Source organism: Salmonella sp. SA15303 (assembly GCF_029962125.1).
GTDB classification, from domain to species: Bacteria; Pseudomonadota; Gammaproteobacteria; order Enterobacterales; family Enterobacteriaceae; genus Salmonella; species Salmonella enterica.
In genome coordinates this window covers 533,872-560,117 of record NZ_CP123924.1, presented here as the reverse complement: position 1 = coordinate 560,117, position 26,246 = coordinate 533,872, and the positions used below count along the sequence as shown (strand labels likewise).

The window sequence follows — 26,246 nt, the reverse complement described above, 5'->3', positions numbered from 1 at the left end:
TCAATTCCCAAACATCAGTGCGGTCAGCACAAAATCCAGCCCCAGAACGGCCAACGATGCGTGAACCACGGTACGCGTCGTTGCCCGGCTAATCCCGGCAGAAGTCGGTATTGCGTCATAACCGTTGAATAACGCAATCCATGTTACCGTAATGGCGAACACCACGCTCTTTATCAGACAGTTCACCAGGTCCATACGCCAGTCGACGGCATTCTGCATCGCGGACCAGAAGAACCCGGCGTCGATTCCCTTCCAGCTTACGCCGACCAGCGAGCCGCCCCAGATACCGACCGCCACAAAGATAATGGTCAGTAGCGGCAATGAAATCACGCCCGCCCAAAAGCGCGGCGAAATCACCCGGCGCAATGGATCGACCGCCATCATCTCCATACTGGAGAGCTGCTCCGTCGCCCGCATCAGGCCGATTTCCGCCGTCAACGCCGACCCGGCCCGCCCGGCAAACAGCAACGCCGCGACCACCGGCCCCAGCTCGCGCAGCAGCGAAAGCGCCACTAACATGCCAAGACTGGTCTCCGCGCTGTAAGTGGTCAGAACCAGATAGCCTTGCAGCCCCAGCACCATACCGATGAATACGCCGGAGACAATAATGATAAGCATTGACAAGACGCCCACATTATAAAGCTGGCGCACCAGCAGCGGCGCATGTTTGCGAAACTCCGGCTTACCGATAATCGCATTGAATAACATTAACCCGGCGCGCCCGAACGTCCTGACGGTTTTGATCCCGCTGTGTCCGAGTGCTGCCAGCGCATTTAACAGCATGAGTGGCTTAACTCCCTGTTTCGAGTAAATCAAGGTGATAGTCGCCCGCCGGATAGCGGAACGGAACCGGCCCGTCGGCAATGCCGTCAAGGAACTGACGCACGCGCGGGTCCGTATTCTCCTGCAACGCCTGAGCGCTACCGTGAGCGACGATTTTTTTGTCCGCCATGATCCAGGCGTGATCAGCAATACTGAGCACCTCTGGCACATCATGCGAGACCACCACGCAGGTCACGCCCAGCGCGCTGTTCAATTCTGAAATCAGCTTCACCAGAACGCCCATGGTAATCGGGTCCTGGCCGACAAACGGCTCATCGAACATGATGAGATCCGGTTCCAGAGCGATGGCGCGCGCCAACGCGGCGCGGCGCGCCATCCCACCGGAGAGCTCGGAAGGCATCAGTTTTGCCGCGCCGCGCAGCCCGACAGCTTCCAGTTTCATCATCACGACGCTTTTTAGCAGCGGCGCGGGTAAATTGGTGTGCTCCCGTAGCGGATAGGCCACATTGTCAAACACGTTCATGTCGGTAAACAGCGCTCCCGACTGAAACAGCATACTCATACGTTTGCGGACGGTGTAGAGCCGCGAACGGGACATGGCCGGCACATTCTCGCCATCAAATAAGATCTCGCCCTTATCCGGCGGGATCTGTCCGCCAATCAGGCGCAACAGCGTGGTTTTACCGATGCCCGACGGCCCCATGATCGCCGTGATCTTCCCGCGCGGCACCGTCAGGGAAATATTATCGAAAATGCAGCGTTCGCCACGGGAAAAGCTGACGTCGCGCATATCGACTAAATTGGCCGCAGACTGACCCATTGATTCATCCTTCGTATTGCCTTGTTGAGGTAACCATGGCGCTGAATTTAACCATGGGTTCGACATAATTACAGAATATTAACTGACAGGGTTAGCGAAAGCTGGCATTCGTTTTACTTTTTAGCCGCATAAAGTCAAAATTAGGACTTCGTTACGGCTTCCAGATATCCCTTCCAGGGGACCGGCGAGTATACCTGAAGAAAGGACTTTAGATGCTTTTAGCGATGGCGCTACTCATAATTGGTTTGCTTCTGGTGGCCTACGGCGCCGATCGTCTGGTGTTTGCGGCCTCTATTTTATGCCGTACATTCGGTATTCCCCCGCTGATCATCGGGATGACGGTTGTGAGTATCGGCACCTCGCTGCCGGAAATTATTGTGTCGGCCGCCGCATCGCTACACGGTCAGCTCGATTTGGCCGTCGGCGCGGCGCTCGGTTCTAACATCACCAATATTTTGCTGATCTTAGGGCTGGCGGCGCTGGTTCGTCCATTTACCGTGCATTCCGATGTTCTACGTCGCGAATTGCCGTTAATGTTATTTGTTAGCGTGGTAGCCGGTTCCGTACTGCATGACGGACAGTTAAGCCGCAGTGATGGTATCTTTCTCCTGCTTCTGGCTGTGCTATGGCTGTTATTCATTGTTAAAATCGCGCGTCTGGCCGAACGCCAGGGGAATGACAGCCTCACCCGCGAACAACTGGCGGAGCTGCCGCGCGAAGGCGGGCTCCCCGTCGCGTTCTTATGGCTGGGCATTGCGCTGGTCATCATGCCGATGGCGACGCGCATGGTAATCGATAACGCTACGGTGCTGGCGAACTATTTCGCCATGAGTGAATTAACGCTCGGTCTGACAGTCATCGCCGTCGGCACCAGTCTGCCAGAGCTGGCGACGGCGATTGCCGGCGTGCGAAAAGGCGAAAATGATATTGCCGTTGGTAATCTCATTGGCGCCAATATTTTTAATCTCGCTATCGTGCTGGGACTGCCTGCGCTGATCGCGCCGGGGGAGATCAATCCGCTGGCGTTTGGGCGTGATTATAGCGTGATGTTGCTGGTTAGCGTGGTTTTCGCTTTACTTTGCTGGCGGCATCCGCGTCAGATTGGTCGGGGCGCAGGTATACTGCTGACCGGCGGGTTTATCGTATGGCTGGCGATGCTCTATTGGCTATCGCCACTTCTTGTTGGATAACTGGAAACGGATTATGTCGCATTTAGCGTTGCAACCGGGGTTTGACTTTCAGCAGGCAGGCAAAGAGGTCCTGGAAATTGAACGTGAAGGCCTGGCGGAGCTTGATCAATATATCAACCAGCATTTCACGCTGGCCTGTGAAAAAATGTTCAACTGCACCGGAAAAGTGGTGGTCATGGGGATGGGGAAATCCGGCCATATCGGACGGAAAATGGCCGCCACGTTCGCCAGTACCGGCACCTCTTCCTTTTTTGTACATCCGGGCGAAGCCGCGCACGGCGATTTGGGGATGGTTACGCCGCAGGATGTGGTTATCGCTATCTCCAACTCCGGCGAATCCAGCGAGATCGCGGCGCTAATACCGGTACTTAAACGTCTGCACGTGCCGTTAATTTGCATTACCGGGCGACCGGAAAGCAGCATGGCGCGTGCGGCAGATGTGCATCTGTGTGTTAAAGTGCCCAAAGAAGCGTGTCCGTTAGGACTGGCGCCTACCAGTAGTACCACCGCAACGCTGGTGATGGGCGACGCGCTCGCTGTGGCGTTGTTAAAAGCGCGCGGCTTTACCGCCGAGGATTTCGCTCTGTCGCATCCTGGCGGCGCGCTGGGACGTAAGCTACTGCTGCGCGTAAGCGATATTATGCATACTGGCGATGAGATCCCGCATGTTAATAAACATGCCACCCTGCGTGATGCGCTATTAGAAATTACGCGTAAAAATCTCGGTATGACCGTCATTTGCGATGAATCCATGAAGATCGACGGTATCTTCACCGACGGCGATTTACGTCGCGTATTCGATATGGGCGGCGATATGCGCCAGTTGGGGATCGCCGAGGTGATGACGCCAGGGGGCATTCGCGTGCGTCCCGGTATTCTCGCTGTCGATGCGCTGAATTTAATGCAGTCCCGCCATATCACCTCCGTACTGGTTGCTGATGGCGACCAGTTACTCGGTGTGTTACATATGCATGATCTCCTGCGTGCAGGCGTCGTGTAGAAACTCAAGGATAATTAACGATGAGTAAAGCAGGTGCGTCGCTTGCGACCTGTTATGGCCCCGTCAGCCCCCATGTCATGACCAAAGCGGAGAATATCCGCCTGCTCATCCTGGACGTGGATGGCGTATTGTCTGACGGCCTGATTTATATGGGCAATAACGGCGAAGAGCTGAAGGCTTTCAACGTTCGTGACGGCTATGGTATTCGCTGTGCTTTGACCTCCAATATCGAGGTTGCCATTATTACCGGACGAAAGGCTAAACTTGTAGAAGATCGCTGCGCCACGCTGGGGATTGTCCATCTTTATCAGGGACAGTCGAATAAGTTGATCGCCTTTAGCGATCTGCTGGAAAAACTGGCCATTGCGCCGGAAAATGTTGCCTATGTCGGCGATGATCTGATTGACTGGCCAGTGATGGAAAAAGTGGGGTTAAGCGTTGCCGTTGCGGATGCGCATCCACTGCTGATCCCCCGCGCTGACTATGTGACGCACATTGCCGGCGGGCGCGGCGCGGTACGTGAGGTGTGCGATTTGCTGCTGCTGGCGCAGGGCAAGCTGGATGAGGCCAAAGGGCAATCGATATGAGTAAAACCAGACGTTGGGTTATCATTCTACTGTCGCTGGCCATTCTGGTACTGATTGGTATCAATCTGGCGGATAAAGACGATCCTGCTGCCGTGATGGTCAACAGCAACGATCCCACGTATAAAAGCGAGCATACGGATACCGTCGTGTACAGTCCGGAAGGCGCGTTGAGCTATCGTCTGATCGCGCAGCACGTTGAATATTTTTCCGATCAGGCGGTCTCATGGTTTACGCAACCGGTATTAACCACCTTTGATAAGGATAAAGTGCCGACATGGTCGATCAAGGCCGATAAAGCCAAATTGACTAACGATCGGATGCTCTATCTGTATGGCCATGTTGAAGTCAACGCCCTGGTGCCTGACGCTCAATTACGCAGAATTACCACCGATAACGCGCAGATTAATCTGGTGACGCAGGATGTTACCTCGAACGATCTGGTGACGTTATACGGCACAACATTTAACTCCAGCGGACTGAAAATGCGCGGTAACTTACGCAGCAAGAACGCCGAGCTGATTGAAAAGGTTAGAACCTCTTATGAAATTCAAAACAAACAAACTCAGCCTTAATCTTATGCTTGCCGGCTCGCTGCTGGCCGCCAGCATTCCGGCTTTCGCCGTCACGGGCGATACCGAACAGCCTATTCATATTGACTCGGATCAACAGTCGCTGGATATGCAAGGCAACGTCGTGACCTTTACGGGCAACGTGGTGATGACCCAGGGCACGATTAAGATCAACGCCGATAAAGTCGTGGTTACCCGCCCTGGCGGCGAACAGGGGAAAGAGGTGATCGACGGTTACGGCAATCCGGCCACCTTCTACCAGATGCAGGACAACGGTAAGCCGGTGAAAGGCCACGCTTCCCATATGCACTACGAGCTGGCGAAAGATTTTGTGGTGCTGACCGGCAACGCTTATCTGGAGCAGCTTGACAGCAACATTACCGGCGACAAAATCACCTACCTGGTGAAAGAGCAGAAAATGCAGGCCTTCAGCGAGAAAGGCAAACGCGTCACCACCGTTCTGGTGCCGTCGCAGTTGCAAGACAAAAACAAAGGCCAGACTCCGGCGCAAAAGAAGAGTAACTAATTCGTTATGGCAACATTAACTGCAAAGAATCTGGCGAAGGCCTATAAAGGCCGTCGCGTAGTGGAAGATGTCAGTCTGACCGTTAACTCCGGGGAGATTGTCGGGCTGCTCGGTCCAAACGGCGCGGGTAAAACCACCACCTTTTATATGGTCGTCGGTATCGTGCCGCGTGACGCAGGCAATATCATCATCGATGATGAAGATATCAGTCTGCTGCCGCTGCACGCGCGCGCGCGCCGCGGTATCGGCTATTTGCCGCAGGAAGCCTCTATTTTCCGCCGTCTCAGCGTATTTGATAACCTGATGGCGGTACTGCAAATTCGTGACGATTTGACCGCAGAACAGCGAGAAGACCGCGCCAACGAGCTGATGGAAGAGTTTCATATCGAGCATCTGCGCGACAGCATGGGACAGGCGCTGTCCGGTGGTGAACGCCGTCGTGTAGAAATAGCCCGCGCGTTGGCCGCTAATCCCAAATTTATCCTGCTGGATGAACCCTTTGCCGGCGTTGACCCGATTTCCGTTATCGACATCAAACGCATTATCGAGCATCTGCGCGATAGCGGGCTCGGCGTGCTGATCACCGATCATAACGTCCGTGAGACGCTGGCAGTCTGTGAACGCGCCTATATCGTGAGCCAGGGCCACCTTATTGCCCACGGTACGCCGACAGAAATCCTGCAAGACGAACACGTTAAGCGTGTATATCTTGGGGAAGACTTCAGACTCTGATAGGGTAGAGGGCTATGCTGCTCTAGCGGGAGAAAACGACTCTGAATATGAAGCAAGGTTTGCAACTCAGGCTTAGCCAACAACTGGCAATGACGCCTCAGCTACAACAGGCCATCCGTCTGTTGCAGTTGTCTACGCTGGAACTTCAGCAGGAACTCCAGCAAGCGCTGGAAAATAACCCGCTGCTTGAGCAAACCGATCTTCATGACGAAATCGACACCCAGCAACCTCAGGATAACGATCCTCTCGATACCGCCGACGCGCTCGAACAAAAAGAGATGCCGGAAGAGCTGCCGCTTGACGCCAGTTGGGATGAAATTTACACCGCCGGGACGCCGTCCGGCCCCAGCGGCGATTATATCGACGATGAGCTGCCCGTCTATCAGGGCGAAACGACGCAGTCGTTGCAGGATTATCTGATGTGGCAGGTTGAGCTAACGCCCTTCTCGGATACCGATCGCGCTATTGCGACATCCATTGTCGACGCGGTAGATGATACCGGCTATCTCACCGTATCCCTGGACGAAATTCGCGAAAGCATGGGCGATGTAGAGGTGGATCTCGATGAGGTTGAAGCCGTTCTGAAGCGCATTCAGCGTTTTGATCCGGTAGGCGTCGCGGCAAAAGATCTTCGCGACTGTCTGCTGATCCAGCTTTCACAATTCGACAAATCCACGCCGTGGCTGGAAGAGGCGCGGCTCATTATCTGCGATCATCTTGATCTGCTGGCCAACCACGATTTCCGCACGTTGATGCGCGTTACCCGACTAAAAGAAGAGGTGCTGAAAGAGGCGGTAAACCTGATTCAGTCGCTCGATCCCAGACCCGGTCAATCGATCCAGACCGGCGAGCCGGAGTACGTTATCCCGGATGTGCTGGTACGCAAGCATAACGGTCGCTGGACGGTGGAGCTTAATAGCGACAGTATTCCCCGTTTACAGATTAACCAGCACTATGCCGCCATGTGCAATAGCGCGCGCAACGATGCCGACAGCCAGTTCATCCGCAGTAATTTACAGGATGCGAAATGGCTGATAAAAAGCCTTGAAAGCCGTAACGACACGCTGCTGCGCGTCAGTCGCTGCATCGTCGAGCAACAGCAAGCCTTTTTTGAACAGGGCGAAGAATATATGAAACCGATGGTACTGGCGGATATCGCCCAGGCCGTCGAGATGCACGAATCCACCATATCCCGCGTGACCACGCAGAAGTATCTGCACAGCCCGCGCGGTATTTTTGAACTCAAATATTTCTTTTCCAGCCACGTCAATACCGAAGGCGGAGGCGAAGCCTCTTCCACCGCGATTCGCGCGCTGGTGAAGAAGTTAATTGCGGCGGAAAACCCCGCGAAACCACTGAGCGACAGCAAGTTAACCTCTCTGCTGTCAGAACAAGGTATCATGGTGGCGCGCCGCACTGTTGCGAAGTACCGAGAGTCTTTATCCATTCCGCCGTCAAACCAACGCAAACAGCTGGTTTGACCCAACCGATAAGGAAGACACTATGCAGCTCAATATCACCGGACATAATGTCGAAATTACTGAAGCCCTGCGTGAATTTGTGACGACAAAATTCGCCAAACTTGAACAGTATTTTGAGCGGATTAATCAGGTATACGTGGTGTTGAAAGTGGAGAAGGTCACGCACATCTCGGATGCGACGCTACACGTTAACGGCGGCGAAATTCACGCCAGCGCGGAAGGCCAGGATATGTATGCCGCCATTGACGGCTTGATTGATAAACTGGCAAGGCAGTTAACCAGGCATAAAGATAAACTGAAACAACACTAATTGTCCGGGCAGTTAGCCAGTGCAGGACGGCCTGTTGTGTGACACAACGGGCCATTTGTACAGTTAGCGCTCCGAACCTGGCCATCAACCTGACAGGACAGGTTCTTAGGTGAAATTATGATAAATAACGATACGACTCTACAACTGAGCAGTGTACTTAACCAGGAGTGTACGCGTAGCGGCGTTCATTGTCAGAGTAAGAAACGCGCGCTGGAAATCATCAGCGAACTGGCGGCAAAACAGCTCAGTTTACCTCCTCAGGTCGTGTTTGAAGCCATTCTGACACGCGAAAAAATGGGCAGTACCGGTATTGGTAATGGTATCGCCATCCCGCACGGGAAACTGGAAGAAGATACCTTACGCGCCGTCGGCGTGTTCGTTCAGCTCGAAACGCCGATCGCGTTCGACGCCATCGATAACCAGCCGGTCGATCTCCTCTTCGCCCTGCTGGTGCCCGCCGATCAAACTAAAACGCATCTGCACACGCTGTCGCTGGTGGCGAAACGTCTGGCGGATAAAACGATCTGCCGCCGCCTGCGCGCGGCGCTGAATGATGAAGAGCTGTATCAAATCATTACTGACACCGAAGGTGAGCAGAATGAGGCATAACAACTCAATGGCATTTCTTTCTGTCGTTGTGAGGAGAAACGGTACATGGTACTGATGATCGTCAGCGGGCGTTCCGGATCAGGTAAATCTGTCGCTCTGCGCGCGCTGGAAGATATGGGATTTTACTGCGTGGATAACCTCCCCGTCGTGCTGTTGCCCGATCTGGCGCGAACGCTGGCCGATCGCCAGATTTCCGCCGCCGTCAGCATTGATGTGCGCAATATGCCTGAATCACCTGAGATTTTTGAACAGGCGATGAATAATCTGCCTGGCGCTTTCTCGCCGCAATTGCTGTTTCTTGATGCCGACCGCAATACCTTGATTCGCCGCTACAGCGACACGCGCCGTTTGCATCCGCTTTCCAGCAAAAATCTTTCTTTAGAGAGTGCGATCGATAAAGAGAGTGACTTGCTGGAGCCGTTACGCTCACGTGCGGATCTGATCGTCGACACTTCAGAAATGTCCGTCCATGAGCTGGCGGAGATGCTGCGTACCCGGCTGTTGGGCAAACGCGAGCGCGAACTGACGATGGTATTTGAGTCCTTCGGCTTTAAACATGGTATCCCGATTGATGCGGACTATGTGTTCGATGTCCGCTTTCTGCCCAACCCGCACTGGGACCCAAAACTGCGCCCCATGACCGGGCTTGATAAGCCGGTAGCCGCGTTTCTTGACCGACACACAGAAGTTCACAATTTTATCTATCAGACTCGCAGCTATCTTGAGCTATGGTTACCGATGCTGGAGACCAACAACCGCAGCTACCTTACCGTCGCTATCGGTTGTACCGGCGGGAAACACCGTTCGGTGTATATTGCAGAACAGCTGGCAGACTACTTCCGCTCGCGCGGTAAAAATGTCCAGTCTCGCCATCGCACGCTGGAAAAACGCAAAACATGACCGTAAAGCAAACTGTTGAAGTCACCAATAAGCTGGGCATGCATGCCCGGCCTGCCATGAAGCTTTTCGAACTGATGCAGGGTTTTGACGCCGAGGTACTATTACGCAATGACGAAGGCACCGAAGCGGAAGCAAATAGCGTCATCGCTCTGTTAATGCTCGACTCCGCCAAAGGGCGTCAGATCGAAATTGAAGCCACCGGCCCGCAAGAAGTTGAAGCGCTGGCGGCGGTTATCGCGCTGTTCAATTCCGGCTTTGACGAAGACTAAACCTCCCCCTCTATACCCTATTTCCCCCAACGCCGTCCCGGTATTTGATGACAGTCACCCCAAAACCGGGCGTGTTACGCCTGCCTGCCTCTTGTCCCGCAGCCCCGCCCTTTCGTAAGATTTGTACATTTCGTGCGCTTTACCTATGCATAAAAACATTAAGAAAACCTTAAAAAATTTCGTTTAGGTTTTGTTTAAGTTCTTTGTCCATACTAAATTTATGTGAATAAATTTTTCCAGGACTTGCCATGATCCTCTTATCGAAACAGACTCCGCTGGGCGCTGGTCGACATCGTAAATGCTATACGCATCCGGATAATGCCCGGCGTTGCATAAAAGTTATTTACAACCGTGACCACGGCGGTGATAAAGAGATTCGGCGTGAACTGAGCTACTATGCACATCTGTCCCGCTACCTGACGGACTGGAGCGCTATCCCCCGTTATTACGGCACGGTAGAAACCGATTGCGGCACCGGCTATGTCTACGACATGATTACCGATTTCAACGGCGCGCCCTCTATTACCCTGACCGAGTTCGCCGCGCAATGTCGTTATGAAGAGGATGTCGCTGTCCTGCGGCGGCTACTGAAAAAACTGAAACGTTACCTGCTGGATAACCATATTGTGACGATGTCGCTGAAGCCGCAAAATATCCTGTGCCAGCGTATCAGCGAGTCAGAAGTGGTTCCGGTGGTTTGCGACAATCTGGGGGAAAGTACCTTTATCCCGCTGGCGACCTGGTCAACATGGTGCTGTGAACGCAAACTGGAGAGAGTGTGGCAGCGGTTTATCGCCCAGCCTGCGCTGGCCGTTGCCCTGGAGAGGGACGCGCAGCCAAAAGACAAGAAACGGCTGGCGCTTACTTCTCACGAAGCTTAATGGCCTGTGCTTATCAGGCCTGGACGACACAGATCGCAGGCCGGATAAGGCGTTCGCGCCGCCAATCGGCAAAATTAATTAAGCTGGTTGCGCGTCATAAAAGATTCCCCGCCCAGTTGTCGCATCTGGCGCATAATCCACGCCTGCCGGCTACGCACATAGCCAGACGGCGCATTCGCCTTATAGCGTAACGGATTTGGCAATACCGCCGCCAGCAACGCGGCTTCAGACACACTCAAGCGACTGGCAGGTTTATGAAAATACCGTTGTGCCGCAGCCTCCACGCCGAAAATACCATCGCCAAACTCCGCGATATTCAGATAAACCGTGAGGATGCGCTTTTTGCTCCAGACAGTTTCAATGCCCAGCGTTAGCCCAGCCTCCAGACCTTTGCGCAGCCAACTGCGTCCATCCCATAAAAAGAGATTTTTCGCCGTTTGCTGCGAAAGCGTAGAGGCGCCGCGAATACGGCTCTCATTCCGCTCATTATGCGCCAGCGCTTTTTCAATCGCCGGAACATCAAAGCCCCAGTGCTCAGGGAACTTCTGGTCTTCCGCCGCAATTACCGCCAGCCCCATCCACGGCGAGATATCCGCCATACTGACCCAGTCAGAATGCGCCACATAACCGAACTCTCCGCCGAGCCAGGCGCTAATCTGCCGTTCCGCCATCACCGCCGAAAAAGGCACCGGAACCACGCTAAACAGCGCAATGCCGCCGCCCCAAGAGACGGCGAGCGCAGCAAGGATACGTAAAAGTAGACGGCGCAAAAACGTTAACGGCGCGATGCGTCGTTTGCTCATTCCGCCAGAACCAGCACACGCGACACTAATTTATCAATGCCGCTTGCCGCCTGGGCGATATCCTGCGCCAGCATATAGGCAGGGGTGGTCACGACCTTGTTATCCTCGTCCACAACGATATCATCAACCGGGCAAGGTACGTGTTCGGCGCCCATCTCTTCAAGTACTTCAGCGGTATCAATATCCGTCCCTATTGTCAGACGTAGCGGGAAGTCAAAGATTTTCGGCAACATTGCAGGCGCGATACAGATGAATCCCAGCGGCTTGCCGGACTGGTGCATGGCCTTCGCCAGCGCGACGACATCGCTATCCACCCGGCATTCGCTCCCCTGGCTGGCGAAATTACTCAGGTTCTTCGCCGCACCGAAACCACCAGGCACAATGAGCGCATCCAGCTCCTCTGGCTGAGCCTGGGACAGGGGACGAATATCGCCCCGCGTAATACGAGCCGCCTCAATCAGGACGTTACGCGTTTCCGCCATCGCTTCGCCGGTCAGGTGATTAATAACATCCGCTTGTGGTTTATCCGGCGCGAAGCAGATAGCCTGCGCGCCGCTGCGGGCAATGGCCAACAGCGTCAGAACGGCCTCATGAATTTCGGTGCCGTCATAGACGCCGCATCCGCTGAGCACTACGCCAATTTTTTTCATGGTGAACATCCTCCTGCAACCGACTCAAGCCCATTAATAATTTTGATTAAAATGCTACGCTTCACACATTTAAATGATTCATGTAACAAATCATTTAGGATTTGCTATCTTAACTGCGTGCGGCCTGAAAACAGGACTGCGCCTTTGACATCATCATAATAAGCACGGCGCAGCCACGATTTCCCTGGTGTTGGCGCAGTATTCGCGCACCCCGGTCAAACCGGGGTCATTTTTTTTCCGCGTTTGCCACCCAGGCTTTCAGCACCGCGACATCGTGCTGCCACTCCTGCTTCATCTCTTCAATCCATTCCGCGACATTATCTTCCCAGGCGGGAAGATCCGGCGACTGGATTTGCTGGCCAAGCTGTTGCAGATGACGCAGCCCTACCGAACCGGCGGCGCCTTTAATCTTATGCCCTTCCTCAACGACGCCTTTTTTGTCACGCGCCGTCAGATTGGACTCCAGCACGCTTAAATAGCCAGGCATCATTTTTTCAAATACCGCGAGACCGTCAGTGATCAATTTAGGCCCAACCAACTCGATGTATTGTTCCAGCATCGGGATATCCAGCAGCGCTTGCGCTTTATCGCTCTCTTCAGGCGTCACGGTACTCTCCTCTTTATCGGTGGCATCCCAGAATTTTTTAATCATCGCGGTTAAGGCCGGCACCGACAGCGGCTTACTCAGCACATCGTCCATACCAGCGTCCAGATACTCTTTTTTATCTTTCAGAACGTTAGCCGTAAGCGCTACCAGCGGCGGTAAATCTTCCCGCGTGTGGCGACGGGTCAGTTCTCTGGCGATATCCAGACCCGTCATATCCGGTAGCTGAATATCCAGTAAGACCAGGTCGTATTCTCCCGGCACGAACATCTCCAGCGCCGCCTTGCCGGTCATCGCGACATCCACGCTGTTCCCCAGTTTTTCCAGTACCGAACGCGCCACGATCACGTTCAGTTCAATATCTTCGACCAGCAGAACATGCAGCGCGGGCAGCGGCATGTCGTCTTCATCAAAGGCGTCCTCCACCTCTTCCGCCACCGCTGGCGCATGAACCGTTAGCGTAAAGGTCGATCCTTTGCCCGGCAGACTGGAAACGGTAATATCGCCGCCCATATTTTTCGCCAGCCGACGGGAGACCGCCAGCCCGATACCGGTCCCCGTCGCCGGTTTGCCGCCGTTACTGTCTTTCACCTGATAATACATGGCGAAAATTTTATCCTGCTCATCCTGCGGAATGCCGATCCCGGAATCTTCCACTTCAAAGTGCAGCATGTCGCCTTCATCATAGCGCGCCCGCACCGTCACCTGGCCCTGCTGAGTAAACTTCACCGCATTGCTGATCAAATTCCATAAAATCTGGCGCAGACGCGTTCCGTCGGTAATGACTTTGTGCGGCAACGGCAGCGTCGGCTCAAGCACAAAACGTAGCCCTTTTTGCTGCGCCTGCAAACCGGAAAGGTTTTCCAGATCGGCCATAAAGCTGGTGAAATCAATGGGTTGGTTATCAAGCTGAACCTTACGCCGCTCCATCTTATCCATATCAATGATATCATTGAAAATATTGCCTAACGTCACGGCGGAGACATGGATTGTCTTAAGGTATTTTTCCTGTTCGGCGGTGAGATCGGTATCCAGCAGGATGCGGCTTAAACCGACGATGCCGTTAAGCGGGGTGCGCAGCTCATGACTGATGGTAGAGATAAACGTGGTCTTGTCGCGGCTGGCGCGCTCCAGCGCGTCCTGATAACGCTTACGTTCGGTAATATCACGACCAAATCCCATCAGGCCATGACGTTTACCGACACGGTCGTAATAAGGCACTTTACGAATTTCAAAGCAGGCCTTTCGTCCGTCCGGGTAATCCAGCCACTGTTCGTAGGTCAGGGAGACGTTATGGCGGAATACTTTTTCGTCGGTTTCAATGACTTTCTCCGCCGCTTCGGGAGAGTACACATCTTCCGGCTTCAAATGCACCAGCTGTTTTTCGCTCTTGCCGGTTAGCAATTCCATTGCGCGGTTACAGCCGGAAAATTCTTTATCCTCATTACGATAAAAAACCAAATCCGGCGAGGCGTCCAGAAAGGAGCGCAGAAAAGAGGATTGCTGTTCTAGCTGGATTTGCGCTTCTTCACGCTCTTTAATTTCTACTTTTAGCTGTTCAAATGTCTCTTGCAGCTCCGCTTCCGCTTTTTCGCGATCGGCAATTTCCTGATTAAGCTGGGCAATATTGTCCTTCAACTGTACGTTAAGCTTGAGATCGCGCTCGCGCATCTCCTCCAGCTTTTGCACCAGACGCGACAGTCGCTGCCTTGACTCTTCCAGTTGTTCAACAACAACGGATAAGAAATAGACCGCCCAGGGCGTAATTAACAGGCCAAAAAAGATGGAACGAATAACGTCGATACTTTCAACCTGACCATGCAGCACCATGGTCACCGCCATCTGCACGACAATCGCCAGCACCACCAATGCCAACGCCAGGAGCATGGAAAAGCGCACCAGACCCAATTTCATCATCAGGTCGACATAGTATTGCGCCAGCATACGAATTTGCTTCATAGAGGATTCCTTCACCACAACTTCGCACATAATACCCAATTATGGGAACCGCGTTGAATATTGTGCGAAATATGCGTAGCGCCCCTCATCACGCTACGCTACAGGTGGTATCCAGGGACGGGCCAGCGCAGAGCCCTGTACGCCATGCTCATTCAGGTATTTGTCCAGCTCAACCATCCCCGTCCAGCGATTCTCGCACCACAGCGGGGCAAGCAGCGTCGGACGGCGAGCGCTGGCTGAAATTCGGTGATAAATCACCTCCGGCGGCGTATGACGAATCATCTCACCTGCCGTTAGCGTGTAGTCGTCCAGTTCGATGCCGTTCAGCCGCCCCGCTTCCCAGGCTTTGGCCATCGTACTGCCTTTCACAATATGCAGCGGATGCAGTTTAATACCGTCAACGCCCGTCTCCACCACACGCTCCATGGTTTGCAGGCATTCTGCCTGCCCTTCTCCCGGCAGCCCCACAATCAGATGCGCACACACTTTCAGCCCGCGCTCCCGGGCAATCCGGGTGGTACGCTGATAGCAGGCGAAGTCATGCCCGCGGTTAATTCGGTGCAGGGTTTTATCGTGCGCGGTTTGCAATCCCAGTTCCAGCCATACCTCGTAGCCTTGATCTTTATATTCACACAGTAAATCTACTACTGCCTGCGGGACACAATCCGGACGCGTACCGACGCATAACCCGACGATACTGGCCTGGCTGACCGCCTGTTGATACATGGAACGCAGCACCTGCACTTCCGCAAAGGTGCTGGTGTAGGCCTGGAAATAGGCCAGATAACGTTTAGCGCGGTTCACCAGATGCGCCTGATGCGCAAGCTGCTCGGCAATCGAATGATGCTGCTGCGCCTCATCGGCAAAAGAGGCGACATTACAGAAGGTGCAACCGCCACGCCCGATGGTGCCGTCGCGGTTAGGGCAGCTAAAACCGCCATGAAGCGTCAGCTTATGAACCTTTTGCCCATACCGACGTAAAAGATCCCCACCAAACATATTGACTAATTTCTGTAACTGCATAATCTGATAGACCGCCTCTTAAAAAGAGGCCAAAGCCTGCCATTTTTAGTCTCCTTTGGCGATGACCTGGATCAATCGTCCCGGAAGGCTTTTACCCATTGCATAATCAAGCAAAATAAACGATATTTCATTCATAATCCCGCTGATGATTTTTCCTGATATTCCCCTCTTTTTTCAGCGTCTGCTGGGTCATCGATAAAAACAGTAGCATTCAATACTGCTCACGCTTAAAACAGCATAAAATGCCAAGATTTTTGAAAAAGAAAGGTCAGATAACGTCTGGCGAGCGGCTCTTATAGTGAGACAGATCACAGGCTTTCTGCCGCTCCGTATTAGCAGCCCCTCTATAAAAAACCTTTTAATTTCAATATATTCAAAAAGTTATCTGTGCTACAGCACACTTTTGCATAAATCAGTTTGCCATTTGACCTGGGTGTGGATTCCCGATAAGTTGGGGATCCGCTGGAAGCTTTCTGGATGAGCCGTCTGCTCATCATATTTATGCAGTAATTGAGATTCCCTCTTAACCGTATTTACCAATGCGCAAAGGACACAAAGAGGGCGAATGCGAGGTAAGCGTATGATGCGCCAGCCCCGTCGCCATGCTCTTGCTGTGCCCGCGCGCCGTCGGTTGGGAGAGCGTCCCGTAGAGCCTGGGGAGGTTCACTGATATGTTGTACGATAAATCCCTTGAGAAGGATAACTGTGGTTTCGGCCTGATCGCCCACATAGAAGGCGAACCTAGCCACAAGGTAGTGCGTACCGCCATACACGCGCTGGCCCGGATGCAGCACCGTGGCGCGATCCTTGCCGACGGTAAAACCGGCGACGGTTGCGGCTTGCTGTTACAAAAACCTGACCGTTTCTTTCGCATCGTGGCCGAAGAGCGCGGCTGGCGCTTAGCCAAAAACTACGCCGTCGGGATGATATTTTTGAATAAAGATCCTGAACTGGCCGCCGCGTCACGCCATATTGTCGAAGAAGAATTACAGCAGGAAACCCTGTCGATTGTCGGCTGGCGCGATGTGCCAACCAATGAAGGCGTGCTCGGTGAAATCGCCCTCTCCTCCCTGCCGCGTATTGAGCAGATTTTTGTCAACGCTCCGGCGGGCTGGCGTCCGCGTGATATGGAGCGCCGTCTGTTTATCGCCCGCCGACGCATTGAAAAACGCCTGCAGGACGACAAAGATTTCTACGTATGCAGCCTGTCGAACCTGGTCAACATTTATAAAGGTCTATGTATGCCGGCGGATCTGCCGCGCTTCTACCTGGATCTTGCGGATCTGCGTCTGGAATCGGCCATCTGCCTGTTCCACCAGCGCTTTTCCACTAACACCGTGCCGCGTTGGCCGCTGGCGCAGCCGTTCCGCTACCTGGCGCATAACGGCGAGATTAACACTATCACCGGCAACCGCCAGTGGGCGCGCGCCCGTACCTATAAATTCCAGACGCCGCTGATCCCGGATTTACAGTCCGCTGCGCCGTTTGTTAACGAAACCGGTTCGGATTCCAGCTCGCTGGACAACATGCTGGAACTGCTGCTGGCAGGCGGGATGGACATCATCCGCGCCATGCGCCTGTTGGTGCCGCCCGCCTGGCAGAACAACCCCGATATGGACCAGGATCTGCGCGCCTTCTTTGACTTTAACTCCATGCATATGGAGCCGTGGGACGGTCCGGCAGGCATCGTGATGTCCGACGGGCGCTTCGCCGCCTGTAACCTTGACCGTAACGGCCTGCGCCCGGCACGCTACGTCATTACCAAAGATAAGCTGATCACCTGCGCCTCCGAAGTCGGTATCTGGGACTATCAGCCGGATGAAGTGGTCGAGAAAGGCCGCGTCGGCCCAGGCGAGCTGATGGTGATCGACACCCGCGGCGGACGTATTCTGCATTCCGCGGAAACCGATGACGATCTGAAAAGCCGCCATCCATATAAAGAGTGGATGGAGAAAAACGTCCGCCGCCTGGTGCCGTTTGAAGAGCTGCCTGATGAAGAAGTTGGTAGCCGCGAACTGGACGATGACCTGCTCGCCAGCTATCAGAAACAGTTTAACTACAGCGCCGAAGAGCTGGACTCGGTTATCCGCGTATTGGGCGAAAACGGCCAGGAAGCCGTCGGTTCAATGGGCGACGATACCCCCTTTGCCGTGCTCTCCAGCCAGCCGCGTATTATTTACGACTACTTCCGCCAGCAGTTCGCGCAGGTCACTAACCCGCCTATCGACCCGCTGCGTGAAGCGCACGTCATGTCGCTCGCCACCAGCATCGGTCGCGAAATGAACGTCTTCTGCGAAGCGGAAGGTCAGGCCCATCGCCTGAGTTTTAAATCGCCAATTCTGCTGTACTCCGATTTCAAACAGCTCACCACCATGAAAGAGGAGCATTATCGCGCTGACCGTCTGGATATCACCTTCGACGTGACCGAAACTACACTGAACGCGACGGTTAAGGCGCTGTGCGATAAAGCGGAACAGATGGTGCGCAACGGCACCGTGCTGCTGGTCCTCTCGGATCGCAATATCGGTAAGAATCGCCTGCCGGTCCCCGCGCCGATGGCGGTGGGCGCGGTGCAAACGCGTCTGGTAGAACAAAGCCTGCGCTGCGACGCCAACATCATCGTAGAAACCGGAAGCGCCCGCGATCCGCATCACTTTGCGGTACTGCTCGGCTTTGGCGCAACGGCTATCTATCCGTACCTGGCCTACGAAACGCTGGGGCGTCTGATTGATACCCAGGCCATCGCCAAAAACTACCGTACCGTGATGCAGAACTACCGTAACGGCATCAACAAGGGGCTGTACAAGATTATGTCCAAAATGGGCATTTCGACCATTGCCTCTTACCGCTGCTCCAAACTGTTTGAAGCGGTCGGACTGCACGATGATGTGGTAAACCTGTGCTTCCAGGGCGTGGTCAGCCGTATCGGCGGCGCGAGCTTTGATGACTTCCAGCAGGATCTGCTGAATCTCTCCAAACGCGCCTGGCTGGCGCGCAAACCCATTAGCCCGGGCGGCCTGCTGAAGTACGTCCACGGCGGCGAATATCACGCCTATAACCCGGATGTCGTGCGTACCCTGCAACAGGCGGTACAGAGCGGCGAGTACAGCGATTATCAGGAATACGCCAAACTGGTCAATGAGCGTCCGGCGGCAACGCTGCGCGATCTGCTGGCGATACATCCAGACGGCGAGGCGGTGACTATCGACGAGGTTGAGCCCGCCAGTGAGCTGTTTAAACGCTTTGATACCGCAGCCATGTCTATCGGCGCATTAAGTCCGGAAGCGCACGAAGCGCTGGCGGAAGCGATGAACAGCCTCGGCGGCAACTCCAACTCCGGCGAAGGCGGCGAAGACCCGGCGCGCTACGGCACCAATAAAGTGTCGCGTATCAAACAGGTGGCCTCCGGTCGCTTTGGCGTGACGCCGGCCTACCTGGTCAATGCCGATGTGATTCAGATTAAAGTCGCGCAGGGCGCGAAACCGGGCGAAGGCGGTCAGTTGCCGGGGGATAAAGTCACTCCGTATATCGCTAAACTGCGCTATTCAGTGCCGGGCGTGACGCTGATCTCCCCGCCGCCGCACCACGATATCTACTCTATCGAGGACTTAGCGCAGCTCATTTTCGACCTCAAACAGGTCAACCCGAAGGCGATGATCTCCGTGAAGCTGGTGTCCGAACCGGGCGTCGGCACCATCGCGACCGGCGTGGCGAAAGCCTATGCGGATCTGATCACCATCGCTGGCTACGACGGCGGTACCGGCGCCAGCCCGCTCTCTTCGGTGAAATATGCGGGCTGTCCGTGGGAACTCGGACTTGTTGAAACCCAGCAGGCGCTGGTCGCCAACGGTCTGCGTCACAAGATTCGTCTGCAGGTGGACGGCGGTCTGAAAACCGGCGTCGATATCATTAAAGCGGCAATTCTCGGTGCGGAAAGTTTCGGCTTCGGCACCGGCCCGATGGTGGCGCTGGGCTGTAAATACCTGCGCATTTGCCATCTGAACAACTGCGCAACCGGCGTGGCGACGCAGGATGAAAAACTGCGTAAGAACCACTATCACGGCCTGCCGTTCAAAGTAACCAACTACTTTGAATTTATCGCCCGCGAAGTGCGCGAGCTGATGGCTTCGCTTGGCGTGACCCGCCTGGTGGATTTGATTGGCCGCACCGACCTGCTGAAAGAGCTGGATGGCTTTACGGCGAAACAGCAGAAGCTGGCGCTGTCTCGTCTACTGGAAACCGCTGAACCTCATCCGGGTAAAGCGCTGTACTGCACCGAAAATAACCCGCCGTTTGATAACGGCGTGCTGAATGCGCAACTGTTGCAGCAGGCGAAACCGTTTGTCGATGCGCGCCAGAGCAAAACCTTCTGGTTCGACATCCGCAACACCGATCGTTCCGTCGGCGCGTCGCTTTCCGGCTACATCGCACAGACCCACGGCGATCAGGGGCTGGCTTCCGATCCGATTAAAGCACACTTCAGCGGTACCGCAGGCCAGAGCTTTGGCGTGTGGAACGCGGGCGGCGTAGAGTTATATCTGACTGGCGATGCCAACGACTATGTCGGTAAAGGTATGGCAGGCGGTTTGATCGCCATCAGACCGCCGGTAGGTTCCGCCTTCCTCAGTCATAAAGCCAGCATCATCGGCAACACCTGCCTGTATGGAGCGACCGGTGGCCGTCTGTACGCGGCGGGGCGCGCGGGCGAACGTTTCGGCGTGCGTAACTCCGGGGCGATTACCGTAGTAGAGGGCATCGGCGACAACGGCTGTGAATACATGACCGGCGGCATCGTCTGCGTGCTGGGTAAAACCGGCGTTAACTTCGGCGCGGGGATGACCGGCGGCTTCGCCTATGTGCTGGACGAAGATGGCGAATTCCGTAAACGCGTGAACCCGGAACTGGTAGAAGTACTGGACGTTGATTCGCTGGCTATCCACGAAGAGCATCTGCGCGGCCTGATCACCGAGCACGTGCAACATACTGGTTCGCAACGCGGCGAAGAGATCCTGTCCAGGTGGTCAAGCTTCTCAACCCAATTCGCGTTAGTTAAGCCCAAGTCCAGCGATGTCAAAGCCCTGTTGGGCCACCGTAGTCGTAGTGCGGCAGAATTGCGCGTGCAGGCGCAGTAAGGAATTGAAATGAGCCAGAATGTTTATCAATTTATCGACCTGCAGCGCGTTGATCCGCCGAAGAAACCGCTGAAGATCCGTAAGATCGAGTTTGTTGAAATCTACGAACCGTTTTCTGAAGGTCAGGCGAAAGCCCAGGCGGATCGCTGTTTGTCCTGCGGTAACCCCTACTGCGAGTGGAAATGTCCGGTACATAACTACATCCCGAACTGGCTGAAACTGGCTAACGAAGGGCGTATTTTTGAGGCGGCTGAGCTATCGCACCAGACCAACACCCTGCCGGAAGTGTGTGGCCGCGTCTGCCCGCAGGACCGCCTGTGCGAAGGCTCCTGTACGCTGCACGATGAGTTCGGCGCAGTGACCATCGGTAACATTGAGCGCTATATCAACGATAAAGCGTTCGAAATGGGCTGGCGCCCGGATATCACCGGCGTGCGCCAGACGGACAAACGGGTAGCGATTATCGGCGCAGGTCCGGCAGGGCTGGCGTGCGCCGACGTGCTGACCCGCAACGGCGTGAAGGCGGTGGTCTTTGATCGCCATCCGGAAATCGGCGGCCTGCTGACCTTCGGTATTCCAGCTTTCAAACTGGAAAAAGAGGTGATGACCCGCCGTCGCGAGATCTTCACCGGCATGGGTATTGAGTTCAAACTTAATACCGAAGTGGGTCGTGATGTACAGCTTGAAGATCTGCTGAAAGATTACGATGCGGTATTCCTTGGCGTCGGCACCTATCAGTCGATGCGCGGCGGGCTGGAAAATGAAGATGCGGACGGGGTTTTCGACGCTTTGCCGTTCCTGATCGCCAATACGAAGCAGATCATGGGGTTTGGCGAAACCAGCGACGAACCGTATGTCAGTATGGAAGGCAAACGCGTGGTGGTGCTGGGCGGTGGTGACACCGCAATGGACTGCGTACGTACCTCCATTCGTCAGGGCGCAACGCACGTAACCTGTGCCTATCGTCGTGATGAAGAGAACATGCCGGGTTCCAGACGCGAAGTGAAAAACGCGCGCGAGGAAGGTGTCGAGTTTCAGTTTAACGTCCAACCACTGGGCATTGAAGTCAATGCCAACGGCAAAGTGAGCGGCGTAAAAATGGTGCGCACTGAAATGGGCGAACCGGATGCCAAAGGCCGTCGGCGGGCGGAGATCGTCGCCGGTTCCGAGCATGTGGTTCCGGCTGATGCGGTGGTGATGGCGTTTGGTTTTCGTCCACACAGCATGGAATGGCTGGCGAAACACAGCGTGGAACTGGACTCGCAGGGACGAATTATCGCGCCGGAACGCAGCGATAATGCTTTCCAGACCAGCAACCCGAAAATCTTCGCCGGTGGCGACATCGTGCGCGGTTCCGATCTGGTGGTGACGGCGATTGCCGAAGGCCGTAAGGCGGCTGACGGGATTATGAACTACCTCGAAGTGTAACCCTTCCGGCTCCCCGCTTACTGCCTTGGCTGATGGCTGGGGAGCCGATATTCCTCTCCTCAATATCTCTCCTGCCGATTCTGGAAACCCGCTCGTAAATCGAGATGTAATGCCATGTAAAATCCGTTCATGGATTGATCCGTTTACGCCTGAAACGTATTGATAGCGTTCTAATTTCACAATGAAACTATCACGTAAGGGATGACATGACGAATCCAACTTTAGCGCCACAGTCTGATGAATATCAGCAAATTCATAACGGAATTGTTCAACTGCTGGACACAGCGCGGACACAAACCGTTCGCAGCATCAACACCATCATGACAGCAACCTATTGGGAAATGGGTCGACGCATTGTTGAATTTGAACAAGGCGGTGAAGCCAGAGCTGCTTATGGTGAACAGCTAATTGATCGTTTATCACAGGATTTAAGCCAAAGATATAAACGAGGTTTTTCTGCCAGTAATCTATGGCAATTTAAAAAGTTTTATCTTTATTTTCAAAAAATTGAGATTCTCCAGACAGTGTCTGGAGAATCTCTCCATTTGGCGCAACTGGCTAAATCTTTCCCACTCCCCTGGTCGGCGTATGTCCGCCTCTTGTCGGTAAAAAATCCCGATGCCCGCACTTTTTACGAGAAAGAGACGCTACGTAACGGCTGGTCCGTACGGCAGCTCGACAGGCAAATCGCCACTCAATTTTACGAACGAACACTACTGTCCCACGACAAATCCGCCATGTTGCAGCAGCCTGCACCCGCCGGGCCAAACGTTTTGCCGGAGCAAGCCATACGCGACCCGTTCATTCTGGAATTTCTTAACCTGAAGGACGAGTATTCCGAATCAGATCTCGAAGACGCGCTGCTCAGCCACCTGATGGACTTTATGCTGGAGCTCGGTGACGATTTTGCTTTTGTTGGCCGCCAACGCCGACTACGCATAGACGATAGCTGGTTCCGCGTCGACCTGCTGTTCTTCCATCGTCGCTTGCGCTGCCTGTTGCTCGTTGACCTGAAGGTAGGCAAATTCGGTTATGCGGATGCCGGGCAGATGAATATGTACCTGAACTATGCCAAAGAGCACTGGACAATGCCCGGAGAAAACCCGCCAGTCGGCCTGGTTTTGTGCGCAGGGAAAGGCGCGGGGGAAGCGCATTACGCGCTGACTGGCCTGCCAAACACCATCATGGCGAGCGAATACAAAGTGCAGCTGCCCGACGAAAAATTACTCACAGACGAACTTATTCGTTCGCAAACCATGCTGGAAACTCAACTCACACGCGGTGGTTCACTGACAACGGAGAAAAACTAACGAACCATTAATGCCATGAATAATTATCAAAAAAATATCACACGAAAACGTTTGCTTTATTCTGAGAACTGTATATTATGCGGCGGATTTTTTGGGCAAAATTCATGGAGGCGTTGTGTCGCAGGACAACAATTATAGCCAGGGCCCCGTCCCTCTGGCGGCGCGGAAGGGCGTGATTCCACTGACGTTTGTCATGTTGGGTTTAACGTTTTTTTCCGCCAGTATGTGGACCGGAGGGACACTCGGCACCGGTCTTTCTTATAATGATTTCTTCCTCGCAGTTTTCTTCGGTAATCTCCTCCTCGGTATCTACACTGCATTTCTTGGCTACATCGGCGCAAAAACCGGACTCTCCACCCACCTCCTTGCACGTTACTCCTTTGGCGTTAAAGGCTCATGGCTTCCCTCGCTACTGCTAGGCGGTACTCAAGTGGGCTGGTTTGGCGTTGGCGTAGCGATGTTCGCTATTCCGGTCAGTAAAGCGACGGGCATTGATGCCAATATTCTGATTGCCGTTTCGGGTCTACTGATGACCCTGACCATTTTTTTCGGCATCTCGGCGCTGACCATTTTGTCTATCGTTGCCGTACCCGCGATCGTTATTCTGGGCAGCTACTCCGTCTGGCTGGCGGTCAGCGGCGTGGGTGGGCTGGAGCATTTAAAAACGATAGTGCCGCAGACGCCGCTGGATTTTTCCAGCGCGCTGGCGCTGGTGGTGGGCTCGTTTGTCAGCGCCGGTACATTGACCGCCGACTTCGTCCGCTTCGGGCGTCATGCCAAAAGCGCCGTACTGATTGCGATGGTCGCTTTTTTCCTCGGCAACTCGCTGATGTTTATCTTTGGCGCGGCAGGCGCTGCCGCCGTCGGTCAGGCGGATATCTCTGACGTGATGATAGCGCAGGGGCTGCTGCTGCCCGCGATTGTGGTGCTTGGCCTGAATATCTGGACCACCAACGATAACGCGCTGTACGCATCGGGTCTGGGCTTCGCCAATATTACCGGTCTTTCCAGCCGTACGCTGTCGGTGGTGAACGGGATTATCGGTACCGTGTGCGCGCTGTGGCTTTACAATAATTTTGTCGGCTGGCTGACGTTCCTGTCATCTGCCATCCCACCGATTGGCGGAGTGATTATTGCCGACTATCTGTTGAACCGCCGCCGCTATGCCGACTTCAACACCGTGCGCTTTATTCCCGTTAACTGGATTGCTATTCTTTCCGTCGCGCTGGGCATCGCCGCCGGACATTATGTTCCGGGTATTGTGCCCGTCAACGCCGTACTCGGCGGCGTCTTCAGCTATATCCTGCTGAATCCACTTTTCAACCGCAGCCTTGCTAAATCACCAGAGGTCAGCCATGCAGAACAATAACATCACTATTCGTCAGACGCGTCTGCAGGGACACGAAGGATTATGGCAGATTACGATTGAAAACGGGCGCTTTAGCCGGATTGAGCCTCAGGAAGCCGCATCGTTACCGCAGGGCGAAGTGCTTGATGCCGAAGGCGGCCTGGCTATTCCACCGTTTGTTGAGCCACATATCCACCTGGATACCACGCAAACGGCGGGTGAACCGAGCTGGAACCAGTCCGGCACACTGTTTGAAGGGATTGAGCGCTGGGCAGAACGTAAAGCAATGCTCACGCATGAAGATGTGAAAGCGCGCGCGATGCAGACCCTGAAATGGCAGATGGCTAACGGCATCCAGTACGTTCGTACTCACGTTGACGTTTCAGATCCTACGCTCACCGCGCTGAAAGCCATGCTGGAAGTGAAGCAAGAGGTTGCGCCGTGGGTAGACCTGCAAATTGTCGCCTTTCCGCAAGAAGGTATTCTGTCTTATCCCAACGGTGAAGCGCTGTTAGAGGAAGCCGTGCGTTTGGGCGCTGACGTTATTGGCGCCATTCCGCACTTTGAGTTCACGCGGGAATATGGCGTTGAATCGCTGCACAAAACCTTCGCCCTGGCGCAGAAATACGATCGCTTGATCGATGTGCACTGCGACGAAATTGATGACGAGCAGTCTCGCTTTGTCGAAACGGTCGCGGCGCTGGCGCATCGTGATGGCATGGGGGCGCGCGTGACCGCCAGCCATACCACGGCTATGCACTCGTACAACGGCGCGTATGCGTCACGCTTGTTCCGCCTGTTGAAAATGTCGGGGATTAACTTCGTCGCCAACCCGCTGGTGAATATTCATCTGCAAGGACGGTTTGACACTTACCCGAAACGTCGTGGCGTCACGCGGGTGAAAGAGATGCTGGAAGCGGGGATCAACGTCTGCTTTGGCCATGATGACGTCTTCGACCCGTGGTATCCATTAGGCACCGCCAATATGCTGCAGGTGCTGCATATGGGGTTACACGTTTGCCAGTTGATGGGGTATGGGCAAATCAACGACGGGTTAAATCTGATCACTATCCACAGCGCAAAAACTTTGCACCTGCAGGACTACGGTCTGAGCGTCGGCAATGCCGCGAATCTGGTTATCTTACCCGCTGAGAATGGATTCGACGCGGTACGTCGCCAGACGCCTGCCCGTTACTCGATTCGCCACGGGCGGGTAATTGCCGAGACGGTGCCGAGCCAGACGACGCTGCACCTGACCCAGCCGGAAGCCGTGACGTTTAAGCGTTAAACCGTCATACCCGCGCTCTCCGGCACATTCACCACGCAGCCCGT

23 protein-coding genes are annotated in these 26,246 nt (G+C 54.4%); 17 read left to right on the top strand and 6 right to left on the bottom strand.

Translation table 11 applies throughout. The features are described 5' to 3' along the window. Positions 1-783: a lipid asymmetry maintenance ABC transporter permease subunit MlaE gene (mlaE, locus tag QEN31_RS02660; protein WP_000925786.1), complete on the bottom strand. Its 783-nt coding sequence runs from the start codon at positions 781-783 to the stop codon at positions 1-3. Positions 784-790: 7 nt separating this feature from the next. Next, the gene (gene mlaF / locus QEN31_RS02655; RefSeq protein ID WP_000531566.1) at positions 791-1,603 is read right to left on the bottom strand and encodes a phospholipid ABC transporter ATP-binding protein MlaF; all 813 of its coding nucleotides are present in this window, start codon (positions 1,601-1,603) and stop codon (positions 791-793) included. A gap of 212 nt (positions 1,604-1,815) precedes the next feature. Between mlaF and QEN31_RS02650 the strand changes: the two genes are divergently transcribed. The 12 genes from QEN31_RS02650 to yrbL all read left to right on the top strand — a co-directional run bounded on the left by QEN31_RS02650 (position 1,816) and on the right by yrbL (position 10,657). Continuing rightward, positions 1,816-2,793: a calcium/sodium antiporter gene (locus tag QEN31_RS02650; RefSeq protein ID WP_000922736.1), complete on the top strand. Its 978-nt coding sequence runs from the start codon at positions 1,816-1,818 to the stop codon at positions 2,791-2,793. 13 nt (positions 2,794-2,806) lie between these two features. Then, a complete protein-coding gene (gene kdsD / locus QEN31_RS02645; RefSeq protein ID WP_000018617.1) occupies positions 2,807-3,793 on the top strand; it encodes an arabinose-5-phosphate isomerase KdsD in 987 nt (328 codons plus the stop codon). Positions 3,794-3,813: 20 nt separating this feature from the next. Further along, the gene (gene kdsC / locus QEN31_RS02640; RefSeq protein ID WP_000030021.1) at positions 3,814-4,380 is read left to right on the top strand and encodes a 3-deoxy-manno-octulosonate-8-phosphatase KdsC; all 567 of its coding nucleotides are present in this window, start codon (positions 3,814-3,816) and stop codon (positions 4,378-4,380) included. Next, on the top strand, positions 4,377-4,952 hold the full coding sequence (gene lptC, locus QEN31_RS02635; protein ID WP_000047845.1) for an LPS export ABC transporter periplasmic protein LptC: 576 nt from the start codon (positions 4,377-4,379) through the stop codon (positions 4,950-4,952). The genes kdsC and lptC overlap by 4 nt, the downstream gene beginning before the upstream one ends. Beyond that, positions 4,921-5,475 (top strand): lipopolysaccharide ABC transporter substrate-binding protein LptA, encoded by a 555-nt coding sequence (gene lptA, locus QEN31_RS02630; protein ID WP_000669770.1) that lies wholly within the window; start codon positions 4,921-4,923, stop codon positions 5,473-5,475. The genes lptC and lptA overlap by 32 nt, the downstream gene beginning before the upstream one ends. A gap of 6 nt (positions 5,476-5,481) precedes the next feature. Further along, positions 5,482-6,207, top strand: coding sequence for an LPS export ABC transporter ATP-binding protein (gene lptB, locus QEN31_RS02625; protein ID WP_000224104.1), 726 nt, complete (start codon positions 5,482-5,484; stop codon positions 6,205-6,207). 47 nt (positions 6,208-6,254) lie between these two features. Further along, positions 6,255-7,688 (top strand): RNA polymerase factor sigma-54, encoded by a 1,434-nt coding sequence (gene rpoN / locus QEN31_RS02620; protein ID WP_000809020.1) that lies wholly within the window; start codon positions 6,255-6,257, stop codon positions 7,686-7,688. Positions 7,689-7,710: 22 nt separating this feature from the next. After that, entirely contained in the window at positions 7,711-7,998 is a 288-nt protein-coding gene (gene hpf, locus QEN31_RS02615) for a ribosome hibernation promoting factor (protein ID WP_001176589.1), read from the top strand. Between the two features lie 117 nt (positions 7,999-8,115). Next, positions 8,116-8,607: a PTS IIA-like nitrogen regulatory protein PtsN gene (gene ptsN / locus QEN31_RS02610; protein WP_000609332.1), complete on the top strand. Its 492-nt coding sequence runs from the start codon at positions 8,116-8,118 to the stop codon at positions 8,605-8,607. Positions 8,608-8,652: 45 nt separating this feature from the next. Beyond that, complete coding sequence (gene rapZ, locus QEN31_RS02605; RefSeq protein WP_000243749.1) at positions 8,653-9,507, top strand: RNase adapter RapZ; 855 nt, start codon at positions 8,653-8,655, stop codon at positions 9,505-9,507. Beyond that, entirely contained in the window at positions 9,504-9,776 is a 273-nt protein-coding gene (npr, locus tag QEN31_RS02600; protein ID WP_000216797.1) for a PTS phosphocarrier protein NPr, read from the top strand. Before rapZ ends, npr begins: the two co-directional genes overlap by 4 nt. Positions 9,777-10,024: 248 nt before the next feature. Beyond that, positions 10,025-10,657: a PhoP regulatory network protein YrbL gene (gene yrbL, locus QEN31_RS02595; protein ID WP_000602196.1), complete on the top strand. Its 633-nt coding sequence runs from the start codon at positions 10,025-10,027 to the stop codon at positions 10,655-10,657. Between the two features lie 74 nt (positions 10,658-10,731). On the opposite strand, the gene mtgA is transcribed toward yrbL, so the two are convergent. The 4 genes from mtgA to QEN31_RS02575 form a co-directional block, all read right to left on the bottom strand. Continuing rightward, positions 10,732-11,460, bottom strand: a complete 729-nt coding sequence (gene mtgA, locus QEN31_RS02590) for a monofunctional biosynthetic peptidoglycan transglycosylase (protein ID WP_064239853.1) — start codon at positions 11,458-11,460, stop codon at positions 10,732-10,734. Further along, entirely contained in the window at positions 11,457-12,110 is a 654-nt protein-coding gene (gene elbB, locus QEN31_RS02585; RefSeq protein ID WP_000719821.1) for an isoprenoid biosynthesis glyoxalase ElbB, read from the bottom strand. The genes mtgA and elbB overlap by 4 nt, the downstream gene beginning before the upstream one ends. Positions 12,111-12,336: 226 nt before the next feature. Next, on the bottom strand, positions 12,337-14,673 hold the full coding sequence (gene arcB / locus QEN31_RS02580; protein ID WP_000809815.1) for an aerobic respiration two-component sensor histidine kinase ArcB: 2,337 nt from the start codon (positions 14,671-14,673) through the stop codon (positions 12,337-12,339). A 93-nt stretch (positions 14,674-14,766) separates the two neighbouring features. Then, positions 14,767-15,696, bottom strand: coding sequence for a TIGR01212 family radical SAM protein (locus QEN31_RS02575; protein WP_001176879.1), 930 nt, complete (start codon positions 15,694-15,696; stop codon positions 14,767-14,769). 671 nt (positions 15,697-16,367) lie between these two features. Between QEN31_RS02575 and gltB the strand changes: the two genes are divergently transcribed. From gltB to QEN31_RS02550, 5 genes are all read left to right on the top strand, one after another. Beyond that, positions 16,368-20,828, top strand: coding sequence for a glutamate synthase large subunit (gene gltB / locus QEN31_RS02570; RefSeq protein WP_064239852.1), 4,461 nt, complete (start codon positions 16,368-16,370; stop codon positions 20,826-20,828). Between the two features lie 9 nt (positions 20,829-20,837). Next, positions 20,838-22,256, top strand: coding sequence for a glutamate synthase subunit GltD (gene gltD / locus QEN31_RS02565; RefSeq protein ID WP_000081628.1), 1,419 nt, complete (start codon positions 20,838-20,840; stop codon positions 22,254-22,256). Positions 22,257-22,462: 206 nt separating this feature from the next. Then, entirely contained in the window at positions 22,463-23,566 is a 1,104-nt protein-coding gene (locus tag QEN31_RS02560; RefSeq protein WP_000184314.1) for a PDDEXK nuclease domain-containing protein, read from the top strand. Positions 23,567-23,681: 115 nt separating this feature from the next. Then, positions 23,682-24,935 (top strand): cytosine permease, encoded by a 1,254-nt coding sequence (codB, locus tag QEN31_RS02555; RefSeq protein ID WP_000076258.1) that lies wholly within the window; start codon positions 23,682-23,684, stop codon positions 24,933-24,935. Continuing rightward, positions 24,922-26,202, top strand: a complete 1,281-nt coding sequence (locus tag QEN31_RS02550) for a cytosine deaminase (RefSeq protein ID WP_001180685.1) — start codon at positions 24,922-24,924, stop codon at positions 26,200-26,202. The genes codB and QEN31_RS02550 overlap by 14 nt, the downstream gene beginning before the upstream one ends. Positions 26,203-26,246: the final 44 nt, after the last annotated feature.

Excerpts from the sequence above, each read along its gene's own strand:
- yrbL (WP_000602196.1), top strand. The coding sequence starts at position 10,025 with ATGATCCTCTTATCGAAACAGACTCCGCTGGGCGCTGGTCGACATCGT.
- npr (WP_000216797.1), top strand. The coding sequence starts at position 9,504 with ATGACCGTAAAGCAAACTGTTGAAGTCACCAATAAGCTGGGCATGCAT.
- hpf (WP_001176589.1), top strand. The coding sequence starts at position 7,711 with ATGCAGCTCAATATCACCGGACATAATGTCGAAATTACTGAAGCCCTG.
- QEN31_RS02550 (WP_001180685.1), top strand. The coding sequence starts at position 24,922 with ATGCAGAACAATAACATCACTATTCGTCAGACGCGTCTGCAGGGACAC.
- kdsC (WP_000030021.1), top strand. The coding sequence starts at position 3,814 with ATGAGTAAAGCAGGTGCGTCGCTTGCGACCTGTTATGGCCCCGTCAGC.
- gltB (WP_064239852.1), top strand. The coding sequence starts at position 16,368 with ATGTTGTACGATAAATCCCTTGAGAAGGATAACTGTGGTTTCGGCCTG.
- QEN31_RS02650 (WP_000922736.1), top strand. The coding sequence starts at position 1,816 with ATGCTTTTAGCGATGGCGCTACTCATAATTGGTTTGCTTCTGGTGGCC.
- mlaE (WP_000925786.1), bottom strand. The coding sequence starts at position 783 with ATGCTGTTAAATGCGCTGGCAGCACTCGGACACAGCGGGATCAAAACC.
- QEN31_RS02575 (WP_001176879.1), bottom strand. The coding sequence starts at position 15,696 with ATGCAGTTACAGAAATTAGTCAATATGTTTGGTGGGGATCTTTTACGT.
- elbB (WP_000719821.1), bottom strand. The coding sequence starts at position 12,110 with ATGAAAAAAATTGGCGTAGTGCTCAGCGGATGCGGCGTCTATGACGGC.
- lptA (WP_000669770.1), top strand. The coding sequence starts at position 4,921 with ATGAAATTCAAAACAAACAAACTCAGCCTTAATCTTATGCTTGCCGGC.
- rapZ (WP_000243749.1), top strand. The coding sequence starts at position 8,653 with ATGGTACTGATGATCGTCAGCGGGCGTTCCGGATCAGGTAAATCTGTC.
- mlaF (WP_000531566.1), bottom strand. The coding sequence starts at position 1,603 with ATGGGTCAGTCTGCGGCCAATTTAGTCGATATGCGCGACGTCAGCTTT.
- lptC (WP_000047845.1), top strand. The coding sequence starts at position 4,377 with ATGAGTAAAACCAGACGTTGGGTTATCATTCTACTGTCGCTGGCCATT.
- QEN31_RS02560 (WP_000184314.1), top strand. The coding sequence starts at position 22,463 with ATGACGAATCCAACTTTAGCGCCACAGTCTGATGAATATCAGCAAATT.
- gltD (WP_000081628.1), top strand. The coding sequence starts at position 20,838 with ATGAGCCAGAATGTTTATCAATTTATCGACCTGCAGCGCGTTGATCCG.
- arcB (WP_000809815.1), bottom strand. The coding sequence starts at position 14,673 with ATGAAGCAAATTCGTATGCTGGCGCAATACTATGTCGACCTGATGATG.
- mtgA (WP_064239853.1), bottom strand. The coding sequence starts at position 11,460 with ATGAGCAAACGACGCATCGCGCCGTTAACGTTTTTGCGCCGTCTACTT.
- ptsN (WP_000609332.1), top strand. The coding sequence starts at position 8,116 with ATGATAAATAACGATACGACTCTACAACTGAGCAGTGTACTTAACCAG.
- rpoN (WP_000809020.1), top strand. The coding sequence starts at position 6,255 with ATGAAGCAAGGTTTGCAACTCAGGCTTAGCCAACAACTGGCAATGACG.
- lptB (WP_000224104.1), top strand. The coding sequence starts at position 5,482 with ATGGCAACATTAACTGCAAAGAATCTGGCGAAGGCCTATAAAGGCCGT.
- kdsD (WP_000018617.1), top strand. The coding sequence starts at position 2,807 with ATGTCGCATTTAGCGTTGCAACCGGGGTTTGACTTTCAGCAGGCAGGC.